Raw genomic sequence first — 18595 nt, forward strand, 5'->3', positions numbered from 1 at the left:
GTCGTCCATGTGCCGGCACCGGAGCGCGACTGGAAGCGCTAGCGACGCCTGCCAGGGCCGCGGCACGGCGTCTTCAGCCCGGCATTGGCCGTCGCCTTACGCCTTGGCGGCAAGCCGCTGCAGCAGGATCTTGGCGGCCTCTTCCGACGAGGCCGGGTTCTGGCCGGTGATCAACAAGCCGTCGCGGACTACATACGAACTCCAGTCCGGGCCCTTGGAGTAGTCGCCGCCCAGCGCCTTGAGCGTGTCCTCGACCAGGAACGGCACCACCGTGGTCAGGCCGACGGCTTCTTCCTCGCTGTTGGTGAAACCGGTGACCTGCTTGCCGGCGACCAGCGGCTTGCCGTCGGCGGTCCTGACGTGGCGCAGCACGCCCGGCGCATGGCAGACCAGCGCGACCGGCTTGCCGGCGGCAATGAAGGCCTCGATCAGCGCGATGGAATGGGCGTCTTCGGCCAGGTCCCACAACGGACCATGCCCACCGGGGTAGAACACCGCATCGAAATCGGCCGGCGACACACTGTCCAGGCGGACGGTGTTGGCCAGCTGTGCGGTGGCATCGGCATCGGCTTCAAAGCGCCCGGTTGCCTCGGTCCTGAAGTCCGGCTCGTTGCTCTTGGGATCCAGCGGCGGCTGCCCACCCTTGGGCGAGGCCAGCACGATCCGGGCGCCGGCGTCCTTGAAGGCGTAGTAGGGCGCGGCCAGTTCTTCGAGCCAGAAGCCGGTCTTGCGGCCGGTGCTGCCGAGTTGGTCGTGCGAGGTCAGGACGATGAGGACGTTCATGAGGTTGGGGCTCCTGCGGGCGCTTGATTAGACCGCCCGCCCGGTGAGGGGGCCGAGAAAACGCGCGTCATCGGGGGCGTGCTGGTATATTCCCCGCCCCCACGCATTGCCAAGTCCAGCCCCGCCATGAGCACGATCCGGAAACACTACAAGCATCCCGCCGAATCGGAAATCGGCCCCGGCACGCTGTACATCGAGGCTCAGGGCGATGTGATCGTCCGGCAGGTCGAAAGCTACCGCAGCGTGCTGGTCTGGGCCGACAAATCCGGCCAGGCCGACTCCCGCTTCCCGCTGTCCGACCAGCCCTTGTCCTGGCTGGACCTGGACGAGGATGACGGCATCACCACCGGTGAATTCGACGCCGTCTGGAAACGCGCCAAGGCCGTGTCCGGCTGAGGGTGCCGACGGTCTGGACTCAGACCGTCCAGCCCGACCGGTCATCGGCGGCCACATGCATCAGCTGGTCCAGCTGGCGCAGCGCCCGGTGCAGTTCCTGGCGGTTCGCCGCCGCCCCCAGTGAGATCCGCACCGCATCGTTGATCGCCACCCCGTCCGGGGTGAATGCCGAGGACGGCGCGATGCCCAGGCCCTGCAACCGCGCCGCGTGGGTGAGGCTGGCGTCGGTCCAGTGGGCGGGCAAACGGCACCAGGCATGCACGCCGGCGCAGTGCTGCAGGAAGCGCGGCGACAGCGCGGACTGGGCCAGGTAGCGGCGCTCGGCCGCTTCTTCCTGCACCAGCGCGAGCAGGGTCTGCGCTGAACCATCGAGGATCAACTGGGTCACCAGTGCATTCATCAGCGGCGGCGCCATCAGGTTGACCGCGCGCAGCGCATCCAGCACGGCCTGGCGCGACACGCCGTCGGGCAGGTGCACAAAGCCGGTGTGCAGGCCGGGGCTGAGGCACTTGGACAAGGTGGAGATGTAGCAGGTGTGCTGCGGCGCCAGCAGCGCGAGCGGGGCAGGGGCGTGCTCGACCAGCAGCCAGTAGGGGTCGTCTTCGATCAGGCGCAGGTCGTGCGCGCGCAGCACCTCGGCCAGCTGCTCGCGGCGGGCCTGCGGCAAGGTCCGCGCGGACGGGTTCTGGGCGGTCGGGTTGAGGTAGACCACGCGTGCACCGCCGGCGCGTGCGTGCCGGCGCAGCGCATCCGGGCGCATGCCGTGTTCGTCGCACTCCACTACCTGCAGCCGCCGTTGCAGCACCCGCGCGGCATGCAGCAGGCCGGGGTAGACCAGCGGCTCGCACAATATCGTGTCGCCGGCGTCGGTCAGGGCCAGGATCAGGGCCGACAACGCGGCCTGCGCGCCTTCGGTGACCACCAGTGCTTCGGCGGCCACCTTGCCGAGGATCGGCTTGAGCCACCGCTGGGCCGCCAGGTGATCGGCGCGGCTGCCGCCGCCGAGGTGATAGGTCATCAGATTGCCCGCGTCGCTGCGGGTCAGCACCGAGGACAGGCCGCGCCGCAGCATGTCCGCGACCTGGCCACCGCCAGGGCTGGGCGGCAGGTTCATGCTCAGGTCGACCAGTTGGGTCAGTTCCACCTTGGGCGGCGCAACGAACGAACCCAGTGGCCCGCGCGCATCGATCAGGCCGCGCGTGCGTGCTTCGTTGAAGGCGCGGGTGACGGTGGTCAGGTCCACGCCCAGCTCGGCCGCCAGGGCGCGCTGCGCGGGCAGGCGTTGGCCGGGCCGCAGCGCGCCGGACCACACCGCACGCTCCAGCGCCTGCACGATGCGCAGGTAGAGCGGCCCGTGGCCGTCGGCGATGAGAGTGCTCCACTGCATCGGCGCATCTTACCTCCGGCCGCGCAGGCGCCTGCGACAGTGTGTCGCATCATGTATGGATCATGTCGTTGCCTAACGTACGCCACTGCGGCGGGCACCCCCCATGCATATCGGTCATGCAGGGGGTTGTCCGCCACTTTTCATGATCCGGGCCGCCCGGCCCGGCACTGCGTTGGAAGGGCCGTCCCGCATGATTCCCGTTACACACCCCGCTCGCCGCGCCACGCCGGCCGGTCGAGCCCGCGCCGGACGCTGGTTCGGCCTGGCAGCGCTGCTGCCCCTGCTTGCCGGGTGCTCCTCCTTGGAGCTGTTCAACCCCATGGGCAGCATCGCCGAACAGGAGATGCAGCTGATCCTGGTCTGCACCGGCCTGATGCTGCTGGTGGTGGTTCCGGTGATCATCCTCACGCTGTACTTCGCGTGGCGCTATCGCGCCTCCAACACCCAGGCCACCTATGCGCCGGACTGGTCGCACTCCACCGCCATCGAAGTGGTGATCTGGACCATTCCATGCCTGATCATCGTGGTGCTGGCGGTGCTGATCTGGAACAGCACCCATGCGCTGGATCCCTACCGGCCGATCGCCTCGGACAAGGCGCCGCTGCGCGTTGAGGTGGTGGCGCTGAACTGGAAGTGGTTGTTCATCTACCCCGACCACAACGTGGCCACGGTCAACGAACTGGTGATGCCGGTCGATACGCCGGTGGCCTTCAAGCTCACCTCCGAATCGATGATGAATGCCTTCTTCGTGCCGCAGCTGGGCAGCATGGTCTACACCATGGCCGGCATGCAGACCCGGCTGCACCTGATCGGCCACACCCCGGGCACCTACGCCGGGATGTCGTCGGCCTACAGCGGCTCGGGCTTTTCGGACATGAAGTTCCCCGCGCGGGTGGTCACCGAGGACGATTTCAGCGCTTGGCTGGCGCAGGCCCGCAGCAGCGGCGCGCACCTGGATGCCGCGCGTCTGTCCGAACTGGAAGTGCCCACCCATGGCGCGCCGCTGCAGCGTTTCAGTGGCGTGGATACCGGCCTGTTCGATCGCATCGTGGGCCGTTACCACGGCATGGGCGATGACGAAATCTGCCTGCCGGGCGAGCAGCCCGGGGCCACCTCAAAGACGTCGAGCCTGGTCGCGTCTGCCAGCCGTACCGCGGAGAACTGATTGTGCTTGGAAAGTTGAACCTCGAGGCGATTCCCTACCACGACCCGATCATCATGGCCGCGCTGGGCGGCTCGCTGCTACTGGGGCTGGCGATCATCGCGGCCATCACCTATTACAGAAAGTGGGGCTACCTGTGGACCGAGTGGGTCACCTCGGTGGACCACAAGAAGATCGGCGTGATGTACATCCTGCTGGCCCTGGTCATGCTGGTGCGCGGCTTCGCCGATGCGCTGATGATGCGCGCCCAGCAGGCGATCGCGGCCAACGACGCGGCCGGCTACCTGCCGCCGGAACACTACGACCAGATCTTCACCGCCCATGGCGTGATCATGATCTTCTTCGTGGCCACGCCGCTGATCGTGGGCCTGATGAACATCGTGGTGCCGCTGCAGATCGGTGCGCGCGACGTGGCCTTCCCGTTCGTCAACTCGCTCAGTTTCTGGCTGTCGGCGGTGGGCGCGGCGCTGGTGATGTTGTCGATGTTCGTCGGCGATTTCGCCGCCACCGGCTGGGTGGCCTACCCGCCGCTGTCGGGGATCGAGTACAGCCCGACGGTCGGGGTGGACTATTACATCTGGTCGCTGCAGGTGTCGGGCATCGGCACCACGCTGACCGGGCTGAACTTCATCGTCACCATCCTCAAGATGCGTGCCCCGGGCATGGACCTGATGAAGATGCCGGTGTTCACCTGGACCGCGCTGATCACCAACATCCTGATCGTGGCGATCTTCCCGGTCCTCACCGCGACCCTGCTGCTGCTGACCATGGACCGCTACCTGGGGATGCATTTCTTCACCAATGATGCCGGCGGCAACGCGATGATGTACGTCAACCTGATCTGGATCTGGGGCCATCCGGAAGTGTACGTGCTGATCCTGCCGTGCTTCGGCGCGTTCTCGGAGATCATCGCCACCTTCTCGGGCAAGCCGCTGTTCGGTTACCGCTCGATGGTGTATGCGACCTGCTCGATCGGGGTGCTGTCGTTCTTCGTCTGGCTGCACCATTTCTTCACCATGGGTTCGGGCGCCAACGTCAATGCCTTCTTCGGCATCATGACCTCGATCATCTCCATTCCCACCGGGGTGAAGCTGTTCAACTGGCTGTTCACCATGTACCGCGGCCGCATCCGCTACCACTCTTCCACCTTGTGGACGATCGGCTTCATGGTCACCTTCGCCCTGGGCGGCATGACCGGGGTGATGCTGGCCATTCCCGGCGCGGACTTCGTGCTGCACAACAGCCTGTTCCTGATCGCGCACTTCCATAACGTGATCATCGGCGGAGTGGTGTTCGGCTGCCTGGCCGGCATCAGCTTCTGGTTCCCCAAGGCATTCGGCTTCACCCTCAACGAGCGCTGGGGGAAGATTTCGTTCTGGTGCTGGCTGGTCGGTTTCTACCTGGCATTCATGCCGTTGTACGTGCTCGGTTTCAAGGGCATGACCCGGCGCATGAACCACTATGCGGTCGACGGCTACCAGCCGTGGCTGATCGTGGCCGCCATCGGCGCGCTGGTGATCGCCGCCGGCATCGCGGCGATGTTCATCCAGTTCTATGTCAGCGTGCGCGACCGCAAGGCCAACCTGGACCTGACCGGCGACCCGTGGAACGCACGCAGCCTGGAATGGGCCACCGCCTCGCCGCCGCCGTTCTACAACTTCGCCACGCTGCCCACCATCACCTCGCTGGAGCAGCATTGGGACGACAAGCAGCACGGCCGCGCCGGGCAGCGGCCGGTCCGTTACCAGGACATCCATATGCCGCGCAATACCGCCGCCGGGGTGGTGATCTCGGTGTTCAGCCTGGTGCTGTGCTTTGCCCTGGTCTGGCATATGTGGGTGCTGGCCGGCATCGGCCTGGTCGGGGTGATCGCCACCTTCGTGCTGCGTTCCTATGACCGTGACGTGGACTATTACGTGCCCGCCGCCGAGGTGGAGCGCATCGAACAGGCGCACTACGCGCAGCTGCAAGGAGCCAAGGCATGAGCGGCGATACCTTGGTGGCTGGCCCGGCGCATGGGCAGCTGGAGGCCGGTCAGCACGACCACGGGCATGAGCACCACGACGACGGCAACAAGACCGTGGTGGGATTCTGGATGTACCTGATGGGCGACTGCCTGATCTTCGCGGTGCTGTTTGCCACCTTCGGCGTGCTGCTCAACGGCACCGCCGATGGCCCCAGCGGCAAGGAGCTGTTCAAGCTGGGCTTTGTGCTGTCCGAGACGGTGGTGCTGCTGCTGAGCAGCTTCACCTTCGGTGTGGCGATGCTGGGCATGCAGGCCGGCAGGCGCAACCAGGTAGTTGCCTGGCTGGTTCTCACCGGCGTGCTCGGCGCGGTGTTCATCGGCATGGAGCTGTATGAGTTCGCCGAGCTGATCCACGAAGGCGCCACCCCGGATGTCAGCGCCTACCTGTCGGCGTATTTCACCCTGGTGGCTACCCATGGCCTGCATGTCAGCTTCGGCCTGCTGTGGCTGGCAATCATGATCCACCAGGTGCTGAAGTTCGGCCTGGACGGCATCGTACGCCGTCGCCTGGCCTGCCTGAGCCTGTTCTGGCATTTCCTCGACCTGGTCTGGATCTGCGTGTTCACCTTCGTCTATCTGCGGGAGTTCGTATGAGCGCCGGTACTGCTGAAACCGACCACGGCGGCGGCCACGCCACCCTCAAGGGCTATGTCGTCGGCCTGTTGCTTTGCCTGCTGCTGACCGGCGCCTCGTTCGGCGTGGTAATGGGCGAGCTGGTGCCACAACCGCTGCGCCTGACCGCCATCGTGGTGCTGTGCGTGGTGCAGCTGGTGGCCCAGCTGGTGCTGTTCCTGCATATCGGCGCCGGCCGCAGCCAGCGCGAGAACACCGGCATCTTCCTGTGCACCGCGTTCCTGATCGCGATCGTGGTGGCCGGTTCCCTGTGGGTGATGCACAACGCCACCCAGAACATGATGCCGATGCAGTTGTGAGCAGCTACTTGCGTCCCCTCCTGCAGGGCATGCTGCTGGCCGTGGCCGTCGTGTTGGCTGCGCTCGCCTCGGCAACGGCGGCCGGCACCGTGACCGCCAGCCAGGCCTGGATCCGCCTGCCACCGGCCGCCGCTGGCGTGGCCGCCGGCTATGTCCAGCTGCACAACGGCGGCCGCGCCGACCGCCTGCTGTCCGCGCGGGCCACCGGCTTTGGCCAGGTGCAGATCCATGCCATGCGCATGGACGGCGAGGTCATGCGCATGCACCCCTTGCCCGACGGGCTGGCGTTGCCGGCCGGGCAGGTCACCGCGCTGCAGCCTGGCGGCCTGCACCTGATGCTGATCGCACCCCAGCGCCCACTGCGGGCCGGCCAGCAGGTGGCGGTCACGCTGCAGTTCGCCACTGCCGGCGAGCAGGCAGTGGTGTTCGTGGTGGCCGAAGGCAGGGGCGGGCACGGAGCAGGGCGATGAGCGTGCGTGCGCTCGCAGTGGGGCTGGGCCTGGCGCTGCTGGCGGCCTGCAGCAACGAGCCGGCGCCGATCATGGGCCGCTCCGCGCTGCAGTCGGTGGCCCTGCACAGCAGCGACGGCCGTGAACTGTCGATCGGCAGCCTGCGCGGCCGGCCCACGCTGTTGTTCTTCGGCTTCACCCATTGCCCGGAAGTGTGTCCGCTGAGCCTGCTCAAGGCGGTGCAGCTCAAGCAGCGGCTGGGCCCGCTGGCCGATTCGCTGCAGGTGGTATTTGTCACCGTCGACCCGCGTCGCGATACCCCGGCGCATCTGCGCCAGTACCTGGCCGCGTTCGACCCGGCGTTCATCGGTTTGGCCGGCGACGAGGCCGGTACGCGTGCCGTGGCCGAAAGCCTGGGCGTGAGCTATCGCCAGGTCGGCGAGGGCGAGACGGCCACCTTCGAGCACACTGCCTCGTGGTTCCTGCTCGGTGCCGATGGCACCCTGCAGGAAGTACTGGGCTATGCGCTCAGCGATGCACAGATGGAAGCGCGGTTGCGGGCGCGGCTGGCATCGAACCCTTGATCCGGCACCCGATGAGCACCGCGGTACGGCCTGGCGCTACCCCGCACTGGCCCGCACCTCCCAGCACGCCGCCGTAAACCGCACGCTGTCGCCTTCCACGAATGGGGCGAAGGCCTGTTCGACTGCCGCCAGTACCCGGGCGCGGGTGGCGGCGTCGATATCGGCGCTGCGCAGTGCGCTGCCCACCGGACCCAGCAGCGAGATATAGGTGCGCAGGTCCCTGCGCGGGATCTGGCAGGGAACGTCGATGGCGGTGAGCTGCAGCTCGGTCCAGCCGCTGTCGGTCAGGATGGCGCGTACGCGGTCGGGGTCGGCGAAGGCGAATTGGCCGGGGGCGTCCGGGTCGCGCGCCGGCAGCGTCAGCATCGGCGCGGCGGCGCGTTCGGCGGTGGTCATGAAGGCATTCTCGGCCGCGCTTCGCCAGGTCAGTGCGTGCAGGCTGCCGCCGTGGCGGGTGGCGTGGCGCAGCCGGGTGAAGGCCTGCACCGGGTCGTCGAAGAACATCACCCCGAAGCGCGAGACGATGCGGTCGACGCTGGCCGGGGCGAAGGCATGCCGTTGCGCGTCGGCGACCACGAAGTCCACCTCCAGGCCGGCGTCGCGGGCGCGCTGCCGCGCCCGTTCGATCATCGCCGCGGCGATGTCCACGCCGGTGCAGTGACCGCCGCTGCCCAGGCGGGCGGCGATGGCCAGGCTGACCGCGCCGGTGCCGCAGCCGATGTCCAGTACCTGCTGTACCGCGCCGGCAGGCTGGGCCTGGGCGAGCAGCCTGGCGAACGGGGCGAACATGCCGTCGAGCAGACTCTGGGCCTGGACCCAGGCCTGGCCGGCCAGGCCGTTCCACAGGGCGTGTTGTGCGTTGTCGGTCATCGAAGGCTCGGTCTGGGCTTGCCAGCAGGGGTGGGGAGCCCGCACTCTGCCACTTCAAGTGCACTTGAGGTCAAGCCGATGCGCGAACTGGATATCGCCGAGGTCGTGCGCCGCTCCGGGGTGGCCGCCTCGGCGTTGCGCTACTACGAACAGTTGGGCCTGATCGCGCCGATCGGCCGCCATGGCTTGCGCCGGGTATTTGCCGACAGCGTGCTGGAACGGTTGGCGCTGATCGCGCTGGGGCGTGCGGCGGGGTTGTCGCTGCAGGAGGTCGGGGTGATGCTGGCCGGCGAGGGCGCCGCCGACCTGGACCGTGCGCGGCTGGCCGCGCAGGCCGATGCGCTGGACCGCAGCATCGCGCGGATGACCGCGATGCGTGACGGCCTGCGCCATGCGGCGGCATGCCGGGCGGCCAGCCACCTGCAGTGCAGCCGTTTCCGCGCGTTGATGCGGCTGGCCACGCGCGCCGGACCGGACTGACCTGCGGCGTGCGGCGGGTCAGCCGGCCAGGGTGTCCACCAGCAGCTTCACGTTGAGCACCACGATGATCGCGGCGATCAGCCAGGACAGGGCGAGCAGCCAGCGCGGGGCGACCAGCGCCCCCATCCTGGCCTTGTCCGACACCAGGCGCACCAGCGGCACCACCGCGAACGGCAGCTGCATCGACAGCAGCACCTGGCTCAACACCAGCAGCCGCGCAGTGCCCCGCTCGCCGTAGATCGCGGTGACCACCACCACCGGCACGATGGCGATGCCGCGGGTGATCAGCCGCCGCGCCCACGGTGCGATGCGCAGGCGCAGGAATCCTTCCATCACGATCTGCCCGGCCAGGGTGGCGGTGACCGTGGAGTTGATGCCCGAGGCGAGCAGGGCCACCGCGAACAGGGTGGAGGCCAGTCCCACGCCGAGCATCGGCGCCAGCAGTTCATGGGCCTGTTCGATCTCCTGCACGTCGGTGCGGCCGTGCGCATGGAATACCGCAGCGGCCAGGATCAGGATCGCGGCATTGATGAACAGCGCCAGCATCAGCGCGATGGTGCTGTCGGTCACCGCCCAGCGCAGCGCGCTGCGGCGGCCGGCGTCGGTGCGCGGGTAGGCACGGGTCTGCACGATGGAGGAGTGCAGGTAGAGATTGTGCGGCATCACTGTGGCCCCGATGATGCCGATCGCCAGGTACAGCGCGTGCGGATTGGTGACCACCTCGGCGCGCGGAATGAAGCCGCCCAGCACCGCCATCAGGGGCGGGGCGGCCAGCGCGATCTGGATCGCAAAGCAGGCCAGGATCAGCAACAGCAGCGCGATCACGAACGCTTCCAGTGCGCGGAAGCCGCGGTGCATCAGCAGCAGCACCAGCACCACGTCCACGGCGGTGATGATGGCACCGGCCAGCAGCGGAATGCCGAACAGCAGCTTGAGCGCGATGGCGGTACCGATCACCTCGGCCAGGTCGCAGGCGATGATGGCGATCTCGCACAGCAGCCACAGGCCGAGGTTGACCGGGCGGGAATAGTGATCGCGGCAGGCCTGGGCCAGATCGCGGCCGGTGGCGATGCCCAGCCGTGCCGACAGGCCCTGCAGCACGATCGCCATCAGGTTGGAGAGCAGGATCACCGACAACAACAGGTAGCCGAACTGTGCGCCGCCGGCGATGTCGGTGGCCCAGTTGCCCGGGTCCATATAGCCGACCGAGACCAGGTAGCCCGGGCCGAGGAAGGCCAGCAGGCGGAACCACCAGTGCCCGCCGACCGGGACGGCGACGCTGGCGTTCATCTCGCCCAGGCTGGGCGCGTGCGTGCCGGCCTGCGGGGTGATGGCGGGGCGGGAAGCGGGGTCCGGCGTCATGGCTGCAATATAGCAAAAGCTATATTAGTAAGGCTGTGCAATGTGGCGCCCGCCGGTCCGCCCGCCGGTCCGCCCCTGCAAGGCGGCGCCGGGTGGTCAGCGCGGTGGCAGCGGCGTCAAGCGCATGCCGTGGGTCTGCGGCAGGCTCAGCTTCATCGCGTCGATGAAGGCGCGCAGCCGCGGCGGCAGGTGCCGGGCCGGCGGGTAGACCAGGTGCACCGGCAGGGCAGGCGCTTCCCAGCCGGGCAACAGGCGCAGCAGGGTGCCGGCCTGCAGGGCCTCGTCGGCCAGCCAGGCCGACACCACCGCCGCGCCCAGCCCGGACAGGGCGGCCTGGCGCACCACGAACAGGTTGTCGGTCAGCAGCCGCGGCTGGATCGGCACCTGCAGGGCCGGGCCACCATCGCCGGGCAGCAGGGTGATGCGCTCGCGGTAGTAGGTGGTCAGGGCGATCCACGGCAGCTGCGGCAGCAGCGCCGGGTCGCGCACGTCGGCGCTGCCGACCAGCGACGGTGCGGCGATCACGATGCGCGGCACTTCGGCCAGCGGCACCGCCACCAGGTTGGCGGTCTCGATCGCACCGACCCGGATCGCACAGTCGATGCCGTCGGCGATGAAGTCCGGGGCGCGGTCTTCCAGCATCCACTCCAGCGAGACCTGCGGGTAGCGCGCCAGGAACGCCAGCATCGGCGCCAGCAGCTGGGCCTGGCCGAAGGCATGCGGCACCACCACCCGCAACCGGCCGCGCGGGACATCCAGCTCGCCGCGCAGGTCGGCCTGGATCGCGTCCCAGTCCTGCACCAGCCCACGGGCATGGGCGTAGCAGCGCTGGCCATCCTCGGTGAGGGTCATGCGGTGGGTGGACCGCTGCAGCAGGTGCAGGCCGAACAGTTTTTCCAGGGCCTGCAGCCGCCGGCTGACGGTGGGCTGGGTGGTGCCCAGCTGGGCCGCAGCGGCCGACAGGCTGCCGCTTTCGACGATGCGCACGAAGGTGCGCAGCAGGTCGATACGGTCGGCACCGACGGACATCTGCGGATCGGTCATGCGTTTCTCGTATGAGCTATATGCGGGCCAGCCTACTACACGGTTGCTGCGGCAAGGAGGATGCTGGCGCCACTTTCCCCGCTCTGGAATTCCCCATGTCTGCTGTGCATGTTCCGCTGCCGGCCTTGCCGGCGCCGCTGTTGTCGCGCGGCCTGATCGTGGCGATGGCCGCCGGCGCCGGCTTTTCGGTCGCCTCGCTGTATTACAGCCAACCGATGCTGGGGGTGATCGGCCCGGCGCTGGGCGCCGCACCGGCGGCCACCGGGCTGGTGCCGACCCTGACCCAACTGGGCTATGCACTGGGCATCGCCTTGCTGGCCCCGCTTGGCGACCGGCTGGACCGGCGGGCGCTGATCCTGGTCAAGGCGGTGATCCTGGCCGCCGCGCTGGGCCTGGCGGCGGTGGCCGGCAGCCTGCCGGGCCTGCTGCTGGCCAGCCTGCTGGTCGGGCTCACCGCCACCCTGGCCCAGGATGTGGTGCCGGCGGCGGCGGCGCTGGCGCGGCCGGACGAACGCGGTGCGGTGGTGGGCAAGGTGATGACCGGGCTGCTGCTGGGCATCCTGCTGTCGCGGGTGGCCAGTGGCGTGGTGGCCGAACTGCTGGGCTGGCGCGCGATGTTCGGTATTGCCGCCGGTTCGGTGCTGCTGATGGCGGTGGCGCTGGCGCGGGCCTTGCCGCGTTTCACCCCGACCACCACGCTGGGCTATCCGGCGCTGCTGGGCTCGCTGCTGTCGTTGTGGCGGCAGCAACCGGCGCTGCGCCGGGCGGTGCTGGCGCAGGGTCTGCTGGCGATCGGTTTCAGCGCGTTCTGGTCGACCCTGGCGCTGATGCTGCACAGCCGTTTCCAGCTGGGCAGCGCGGCGGCCGGGGCGTTCGGTATCGCCGGGGCGGCCGGCGCGCTGGCTGCCCCGCTGGCCGGGCGCTGGGCCGACCGGCTGGGCAGTCCGGCGGTGGCGCGGATCGCGATCACTGTGGCGCTGGCCGGATTCGCGCTATTGCTGCTGGACGGCGCGCTGCCGCCGGTGGCGGTGCTGCCGTTGCTGGCGGTCAGCGCGGTGGTGTTCGACTTCGGTTTCCAGTCGGCCCTGGTCGCGCACCAGACCCAGGTCTATGGGCTGGTGCCCGAGGCGCGCAGCCGGTTGAACGCGCTGCTGTTCACCGGCATGTTCCTGGGCATGGCCGCCGGCGGTGCGTTGGGCAGCCTGGCCTTGGCGCGTTGGGGCTGGAGCGGGGTGGCCGGCTTGGCCACGCTGTCGGCGCTGGCCAGCCTGGTGGTGCGGCGGCGCTGAACGGCGCCTCCGCCGCGGTTCGCTCAGGGCCCGGGGTCGGCCTGGCCATCGTCCAGGCTGATGATGCCGCGCTTGAGGGCCTGGGTGACCGCATGGGTGCGGTCGCGCGCGCCGAGTTTTTCCATGATGTTCTTCATGTGCGCCTTGACCGTCTGTTCGGAGATCCGCATCTGCTCGCCGATCGCCTTGTTCGAGCGCCCCGCGGCGACGTGGCCGAGCACTTCGGTTTCGCGCGGGGACAGGCTGTCTTCGATCACGTGGGCGGCGATGCTGGCCGCCAGCGTCGCGGGGATGCCGGCGCGGCGGCCGCCATGCACGGTGCGGATGGTGTCGATCAGTTCGTGCCGGAGCATGTCCTTGAGCAGGTAGCCGCTGGCCCCGGCCTGCAGCGCACGCACCGCGCGCACGTCGCCGCGATAGGTGGTGAGCACGATGATGCGCGCGCGCGGGTCGTGGCGGCGGATCCGGGTGATCGCCTCCACGCCGTCCACCCGTGGCAGCTGCAGGTCCATCAGCACCACATCCGGGCGCAGCGCCAGGTATTGGGCAACGGCCTGCTCGCCATCGGCCGCTTCGCCCACCAGGCGCATGTCGGCCTGCATGCCGAGCAGGGCGGCCAGGCCATCGCGCAGCAGCGGATGGTCATCGACCACGAGCACGCCGATCGGCGTGGAGGACACGGTCATGCGGATTCTCCAGAAGACCCCGGCCAACGCCAGCGGCGGGTGGAACGGCGGTAGATGCGGTGGCGTGGCAGGAACAGTTCCACCTCGGTGCCCAGGCCCGGGCGCGACCACAGGCGCAGGCGCGCGCCCAGCCGTTCGGCGCGTTCGCGCATGCCGACCAGGCCCCAGTGGCCGTCGGGCAGAACCGCCGGCAGGCCGTTGCCATCGTCGCGGATATGCAGGCGCAGGCCGCGCAGGCCGTAGCCGATCTCGATCTCGATCGCGCCGGCGGCGGCGTGCTGCAGGGCGTTCAACACCGCTTCGCGACCGATCAGGTAGACCTCTTCGGCCGCGTCGCGGCGCAGTGGCACCGGCGCGCCTTCCACGTTCAGTCGCAGCGCCGGGCTGCTGGCATCGCTGGCGCGCTCACCGTAGACCTGCACCAGCGCCGCGCCCAGGTCCTGGTAGCCATCGCGGTCTTCGCGCAGTGCGCCGACCCGCTCGCGTGCTTCGGCCAGGGCGTGCTCGGCCTGCTGCATGGCCGCCTCCAGCGCCGCGCGCACCGGTGGCGGGGTGTGGCTGGCCTGGCTGACCGCATGCAGGCGCAGAATCAGCCCCTGGGTGCCCTGCAGCAGGGTGTCGTGCAGCTCGCGTGCGATCCGCTCGCGCTCGGCATGGCGTTCCTGCAGCCGTGCCCGCACCAGTTGGGTCAGGCGGCGGCTGCGCAGGCGCATCGCCAGCAGGATCAGGCCCAGCAGCAGCAACACGCAGGCCGCGTTGAACCACAACGTCTGGTACCACATCGGGGCGATGCGGAAACTGCGCTGGGCCGCGCTGCTGCTCCAGGCCCCGTCCTGGTTGGCGGCCATCACCTCGAAGCGGTAGTTGCCCGGCCCCAGGTTGGTGTAGAACGCGCGGGTCAGGGTGCCGGCGTCCTGCCATCGCTCATCCAGGCCGGACAGCCGGTAACGGTAGCGGGTGCGCTCGGGCCGGGTCAGCGACACGGCCATGTAGTCGATCTGCAGCTGGGTGGTGCCCGCCGGCAGCAGCAGGCCATCGCGCAGCGGTTGCTGCTGCCGGCCATGGGCGATGTTGCCGATCCGTGGCAGCGGCGCGGCGGCACTGCGCTGCGCTGCCTGCGTGTCCAGCCAGGCCAGGCCCTGGTTGGTGGACAGCCACAGCAGGCCGTCGGCGGCCAGTACCGCGCTGGGCACCGGGGTGGTCTGCGCGGCGATGCCGGGCATGCCATCGGCGGTATCGAACAGCCGCAGCTGCACGGGCGTGGCCTGCCGCAGCGCCTGTTCCAGCCCGGCAGCGTCGATCCGGGCCAGGCCGCGGCTGCCGTTCAACCAGTAACGGCCGGCGCGGTCGCGGACGATCCCGGTGATGCCTTCGAATACGCCGGGGGTATCGGACTGCAGCGCGTGGAAGCGGCCGTCGCTGCCCAGTACCGCCAGGCCGTTCTCGCCGCCCACCCAGAGCCGTGCGCCGATCATGGACGTGGCCGTCACCGGGCCCACCGCCAACCCGTCGGCGCGCGTGTAGTGCCGCCATTGCTGCTGGCGGCGCAGCCGCACGCTGCCATCGGGATAACCCAGCAGCAGTTCGCCGGCCGGGCCGCCGGCCGCGGTGGTGCAGGCCTGGGCGGGCAGGGCCGGGTCGGTGCGCCAGCGGCCGTGCCGATAGTGCAGCACATCGGCATTGCCGAAGCAGAACCAGGCCTCATCGCGGCCCAGCGGCAGCACCGCACGCAGTTCGCGCGGCGCGGGCAGGCCGGGCGGATCCAGCGCGCGGCGCTGGCCGGCGTCGATCACCGCCAGGGCTTCCCAGTCGGCCAGCCACAGCGGCTGGCTGCTGGCCAATGCGGCTCCGTGCAGTGCCGTCGCGCCGGCCTGCAGCAGGTCGCGGCGCAGCGCCATCGGCTGCAGGTCCTGGCCATAGGCGAACACTTGGCCGTCGGGCGCCTGGTACAGCGTGCGCAGCGGATCGGCCGGGCCGGGCAGGGCCAGCGCGTGGACCGGGTGCTGGCGGAACCGGTTGAGGCCCAGGTTGGTGCCCACCCAGACATTGCCTTCGCGGTCTTCGGCCACCGGCACCGCGGTGGTGGACGCCAGCCCCTGGGCGGCGTCGAAGTACTCGACCTGCGCCGGGCTGCGGTCCAGGTCGACATGGAAGATGCCGCCGTTGCCGACCAGGCTGCCCCACAGGCGGCCATCGCGGGAGAACCGGATGCGTTTGGCCAGCAGGCCCGGCAGGCGCTGCGCCTCGCGTTGCGCGGCCGGCAGCAGGCCGTGCGCGTCGGCCACCGGCATCACCCCGCGCTGGCGGTCGGCCAGCCATAGCCGGCCGTCGGCGCGCAGCGCCAGCGACGAGAACGGTGCCACGGTCAGCGCCAGTGGTTCGAAGCCGGTGGCGCCGGCCGGCAGCCGCCACAGGCGCCCGGCCGCAATCACCCACAACGTGCCGGCCGCGTCGCGCAGCAACCACTGTGCCGGCACATCGCCGATCCCCATCGCGGCGGTGGGCCGCTGCCAGCGCTGGCCGTCGAACCAGCGCAGCCCGCCGTCGGCCGCCGCCCACAGGCGGCCGCTGCCGTCGCGCTCGATCCGCGGCACCAGCCCGGGCGGCACGCCCTGGGCCTGCGCGTAATGGGTAAGGCCATGGCGGTCGAGCCGGCTGATGCCGGCGTTGTAGTAGGCGATCCACAGCGTGCCGTCCGGGTCCAGCGCCAGGGTGGTCATGTTGGATGAGGGGAACGTGCTGCCGTTGGGCGGCTCGCGCCGCTCGAACTGGCGGCCGTCGAAACGGTAAAGACCGTTGCCGGTGGCCAGCAGCAGGCTGCCGTCGGTGTCCTGGCCGATGTCCCAGACATCCCCCGGCGCGCCCTGGCCGACCACCCAGGCGGTGTGTTCATAGGCCGACAGGTTCGCGCCCAGCGCCGGCCAGGCGGCCAGCAACAGCCACCACAACGCCCGGCCGGCCAGGTGGCGGCGCGTGCGTGCAGGGGCGGGGGCGGAACAGGCAGCGGGCATGGCGCATTGTCTCAGGGTTGGGGGCAGCGGCTGCCTACTCTTTCGGGGCAGGCGCCAGGCCCCGATAGTGCGGTAACCATGCGGGCCTGCCTTGGAACGCTGCGATGCAACGACTGTTTGTGATGTTTCCCGACCGCGCGCCCGGCATCGGCCTGGTGCTGCTGCGGCTGACCCTGTGCGCGGCGCTGCTGAGCCTGCCGCCGGCACCGGCAGGGTGGCTGCAACTGCTGCCGCTGCTGGCGATCGGCCTGTTGCTGGTCGGCGTGTGGACGCCGTTGGCGGCGCTGCTGCTGGTGTTGCTGCTGGGCGTGCACGCCGCTTCGCACTGGGCCTGGTTGCCGTTGCCGCTGGCGTTGCTGTTGCTTGGGCCGGGCGCCTATTCGCTGGATGCGCATCGTTTCGGGCGGCGCGTGCTGCGCCGGCAACCCGGCGGCGGCGACGGCCGGCACCCCCCGAAAGAGTAGGCGCCGGCCCCGTCGATCGAGGGTAGGGCGCAACGCTCCCGGCGGCGACCATGGCACACCCGGTCGTGGAGCCCGTTGATGGCTGCTTGTTCTCCCCCGACGCCGGCCCTGCCTGCCGCATTGCCGCCGACCCAGGCGGCCGCGCTGCGCCGCGCCCTGGCCTATATCGAGGCCCACCTGCAACAGCCGGTGCTGGTGGAAGAGGTGGCCGCTGCGGCCTGTGTCAGCCGTTTCCACCTGGCACGGTTGTTCCGTGCCGGCACCGGGATGAGCCCGACCGCCTACCTGCGCCATCGCCGCATCGAGCGCGCCCAGCAGCTGCTGCATGCCGGCGGGCTGAAGGTCAGCCAGATCGCCAGCTGCCTGTGCTTCTTCGACCAGAGCCATTTCGTACGCAGCTTCCGCGCCGTCACCGGCTGCACGCCCCGTCACTTTGCCCGGCGCACGCTGCGCCCGGGCGCCTGATCCCCCCTGACCTCCAAGGAACACCCATGACCAAGGCCACCGCCGTTGCCGCCACCTCGCTGCTGTCGCCCACCGACCATGCCCTGGTGCTGATCGACTTCCAGTCGCAGATGGCATTTGCCACCCACACCATCGACATCTCCGCACTGCGCAACAACATGGCGCTGATCGCCAAGGGCGCGGCCGGCTTCAGCGTGCCGGTGGTGCTGACCACGGTGGCCGAAAAATCGTTCTCCGGCCCGATGTTCCCGGAACTGCCGGCGATCTTCCCCGGCCAGGCCGTCTTCGACCGCACCTCGATGAACACCTGGGAAGACCAGCCGGTGATCGATGAGATCAACCGCATCGGCAAGCGCCGGCTGGTGCTGGCCGGCCTGTGGACCAGCGTCTGCATCGTCGGCCCGGCGCTGTCGGCGATCGAGCAGGGCTTTGAGGTGTACGTGGTCACCGATGCCTGCGGCGATGTCAGCCTGGAGGCGCACGAGCGCGCGGTGACGCGCATGGTGCAGGCCGGCGCGGTGCCGATCACTGCGGTGCAGTACCTGCTGGAACTGCAGCGCGACTGGGCCCGCAGCCAGACCTATGCGCTGACCACCGGCATCGCCGCCGAGCATGCCGGCGGCTACGGGATCGGCATCCAGTACGCCAAGGCCATGTTCGGTGCGCAGGAAGGCGGTCACTGAGCATGCCCGCCGCCACCGGCCTGGACCTGGCGTTGTTGCTGCTGCGCATGGTGGCCGGCGGTTTCCTGTTGCCGCACGCACTGGGCAAGCTGTTCGGCTGGTTCGGTGGGCCCGGCCTGGCCGGGTTCGCCGCCGAACTGCGTGGTTTTGGTCTACCGGCCGCGGCGCCGGCGCCATTGCTGCTGGCCGCGCTGCAGGTGCTGTCCGGGTTGGCGGTGCTGCTGGGCTGGCAGACCCGCGGCGCGGCGCTGGTTGCCGCGCTGTTCCTGCTGTCCACCGCGCTGCTGGCCCTGCCCAAGGGCTGGTTCTGGATGCGCGGCGGTGCCGAGTATTCCCTGTTCTGGGCGACGGCATTGCTGGCCATCGCCCTGGCCGGCCCCGGCGCGCTGGCGCTGCAGCCGGCCCTGGCCGGCGCGCCATGAGCGCGGCCTCCCACCATCCCGGCCGCCGCGAACTGCTGCGCGGCGCCGCTGCCGGCCTGGCGCTGGCCGCAGGCGGCCGCGTCTTTGCCCTTTCCCCGGA

General features: G+C 69.8%; 20 protein-coding genes. 13 read left to right on the forward strand and 7 right to left on the reverse strand.

What is annotated here, in order from left to right; genetic code table 11:
* Positions 1-96: 96 nt before the first annotated feature.
* Positions 97-783, reverse strand: a complete 687-nt coding sequence (locus IC535_RS06870; protein WP_228885533.1) for a type 1 glutamine amidotransferase domain-containing protein — start codon at positions 781-783, stop codon at positions 97-99.
* A 126-nt stretch (positions 784-909) separates the two neighbouring features.
* Here IC535_RS06870 and IC535_RS06875 point away from each other — a divergent pair, with 126 nt between their 5' ends.
* Positions 910-1179 carry a hypothetical protein gene (locus IC535_RS06875; protein WP_228885534.1) on the forward strand — a complete coding sequence of 90 codons (270 nt, stop codon included), beginning with the start codon at positions 910-912 and terminating at the stop codon, positions 1177-1179.
* Positions 1180-1198: 19 nt separating this feature from the next.
* Here the strand turns inward: IC535_RS06875 and IC535_RS06880 are convergent, their stop codons facing one another.
* On the reverse strand, positions 1199-2566 hold the full coding sequence (locus IC535_RS06880) for a PLP-dependent aminotransferase family protein (protein ID WP_228885535.1): 1368 nt from the start codon (positions 2564-2566) through the stop codon (positions 1199-1201).
* A 190-nt stretch (positions 2567-2756) separates the two neighbouring features.
* On the opposite strand from IC535_RS06880, the gene cyoA reads away from it, so the two are divergent.
* Genes cyoA through IC535_RS06910 form a run of 6 tightly spaced genes read left to right on the forward strand, consistent with a single transcriptional unit; the run spans position 2757 to position 7719 of the window.
* Positions 2757-3731 carry a ubiquinol oxidase subunit II gene (cyoA, locus tag IC535_RS06885; protein WP_267472937.1) on the forward strand — a complete coding sequence of 325 codons (975 nt, stop codon included), beginning with the start codon at positions 2757-2759 and terminating at the stop codon, positions 3729-3731.
* A gap of 2 nt (positions 3732-3733) precedes the next feature.
* The gene (cyoB, locus tag IC535_RS06890; protein ID WP_228885537.1) at positions 3734-5713 is read left to right on the forward strand and encodes a cytochrome o ubiquinol oxidase subunit I; all 1980 of its coding nucleotides are present in this window, start codon (positions 3734-3736) and stop codon (positions 5711-5713) included.
* Positions 5710-6348 (forward strand): cytochrome o ubiquinol oxidase subunit III, encoded by a 639-nt coding sequence (cyoC, locus tag IC535_RS06895; RefSeq protein ID WP_228885539.1) that lies wholly within the window; start codon positions 5710-5712, stop codon positions 6346-6348. The genes cyoB and cyoC overlap by 4 nt, the downstream gene beginning before the upstream one ends.
* Positions 6345-6686 (forward strand): cytochrome o ubiquinol oxidase subunit IV, encoded by a 342-nt coding sequence (cyoD, locus tag IC535_RS06900; RefSeq protein ID WP_228885540.1) that lies wholly within the window; start codon positions 6345-6347, stop codon positions 6684-6686. Before cyoC ends, cyoD begins: the two co-directional genes overlap by 4 nt.
* A gap of 8 nt (positions 6687-6694) precedes the next feature.
* Complete coding sequence (locus IC535_RS06905) at positions 6695-7156, forward strand: copper chaperone PCu(A)C (protein WP_228885541.1); 462 nt, start codon at positions 6695-6697, stop codon at positions 7154-7156.
* On the forward strand, positions 7153-7719 hold the full coding sequence (locus tag IC535_RS06910) for an SCO family protein (RefSeq protein WP_228885542.1): 567 nt from the start codon (positions 7153-7155) through the stop codon (positions 7717-7719). Before IC535_RS06905 ends, IC535_RS06910 begins: the two co-directional genes overlap by 4 nt.
* A gap of 36 nt (positions 7720-7755) precedes the next feature.
* Here IC535_RS06910 and IC535_RS06915 read toward each other — a convergent pair whose 3' ends face one another.
* On the reverse strand, positions 7756-8589 hold the full coding sequence (locus tag IC535_RS06915; protein ID WP_228885543.1) for a class I SAM-dependent methyltransferase: 834 nt from the start codon (positions 8587-8589) through the stop codon (positions 7756-7758).
* A gap of 78 nt (positions 8590-8667) precedes the next feature.
* Here IC535_RS06915 and IC535_RS06920 point away from each other — a divergent pair, with 78 nt between their 5' ends.
* Positions 8668-9069, forward strand: coding sequence for a helix-turn-helix domain-containing protein (locus tag IC535_RS06920; RefSeq protein ID WP_228885544.1), 402 nt, complete (start codon positions 8668-8670; stop codon positions 9067-9069).
* Between the two features lie 18 nt (positions 9070-9087).
* Here IC535_RS06920 and IC535_RS06925 read toward each other — a convergent pair whose 3' ends face one another.
* Entirely contained in the window at positions 9088-10431 is a 1344-nt protein-coding gene (locus IC535_RS06925; protein WP_228885545.1) for an Nramp family divalent metal transporter, read from the reverse strand.
* Between the two features lie 96 nt (positions 10432-10527).
* Positions 10528-11475, reverse strand: coding sequence for a LysR family transcriptional regulator (locus IC535_RS06930; protein ID WP_228885547.1), 948 nt, complete (start codon positions 11473-11475; stop codon positions 10528-10530).
* Positions 11476-11639: 164 nt separating this feature from the next.
* On the opposite strand from IC535_RS06930, the gene IC535_RS06935 reads away from it, so the two are divergent.
* Entirely contained in the window at positions 11640-12764 is a 1125-nt protein-coding gene (locus tag IC535_RS06935; RefSeq protein ID WP_429000348.1) for an MFS transporter, read from the forward strand.
* A gap of 23 nt (positions 12765-12787) precedes the next feature.
* Here the strand turns inward: IC535_RS06935 and IC535_RS06940 are convergent, their stop codons facing one another.
* Positions 12788-13450 carry a response regulator gene (locus IC535_RS06940; protein ID WP_228885550.1) on the reverse strand — a complete coding sequence of 221 codons (663 nt, stop codon included), beginning with the start codon at positions 13448-13450 and terminating at the stop codon, positions 12788-12790.
* On the reverse strand, positions 13447-16461 hold the full coding sequence (locus tag IC535_RS06945) for a sensor histidine kinase (RefSeq protein WP_228885551.1): 3015 nt from the start codon (positions 16459-16461) through the stop codon (positions 13447-13449). Before IC535_RS06945 ends, IC535_RS06940 begins: the two co-directional genes overlap by 4 nt.
* Before the next feature lie 104 nt (positions 16462-16565).
* Here IC535_RS06945 and IC535_RS06950 point away from each other — a divergent pair, with 104 nt between their 5' ends.
* The 4 genes from IC535_RS06950 to IC535_RS06965 all read left to right on the forward strand — a co-directional run bounded on the left by IC535_RS06950 (position 16566) and on the right by IC535_RS06965 (position 18495).
* A complete protein-coding gene (locus tag IC535_RS06950) occupies positions 16566-16925 on the forward strand; it encodes a hypothetical protein (protein ID WP_228885552.1) in 360 nt (119 codons plus the stop codon).
* A gap of 78 nt (positions 16926-17003) precedes the next feature.
* Entirely contained in the window at positions 17004-17390 is a 387-nt protein-coding gene (locus IC535_RS06955) for a helix-turn-helix transcriptional regulator (RefSeq protein WP_228885553.1), read from the forward strand.
* 26 nt (positions 17391-17416) lie between these two features.
* Positions 17417-18073 carry a hydrolase gene (locus tag IC535_RS06960; RefSeq protein WP_228885555.1) on the forward strand — a complete coding sequence of 219 codons (657 nt, stop codon included), beginning with the start codon at positions 17417-17419 and terminating at the stop codon, positions 18071-18073.
* A 2-nt stretch (positions 18074-18075) separates the two neighbouring features.
* Positions 18076-18495: a DoxX family membrane protein gene (locus IC535_RS06965; protein WP_228885556.1), complete on the forward strand. Its 420-nt coding sequence runs from the start codon at positions 18076-18078 to the stop codon at positions 18493-18495.
* Positions 18496-18595: the final 100 nt, after the last annotated feature.

Origin of the sequence: Stenotrophomonas rhizophila (assembly GCF_020857975.1) — a bacterium.
GTDB classification, from domain to species: Bacteria; Pseudomonadota; Gammaproteobacteria; order Xanthomonadales; family Xanthomonadaceae; genus Stenotrophomonas; species Stenotrophomonas rhizophila_C.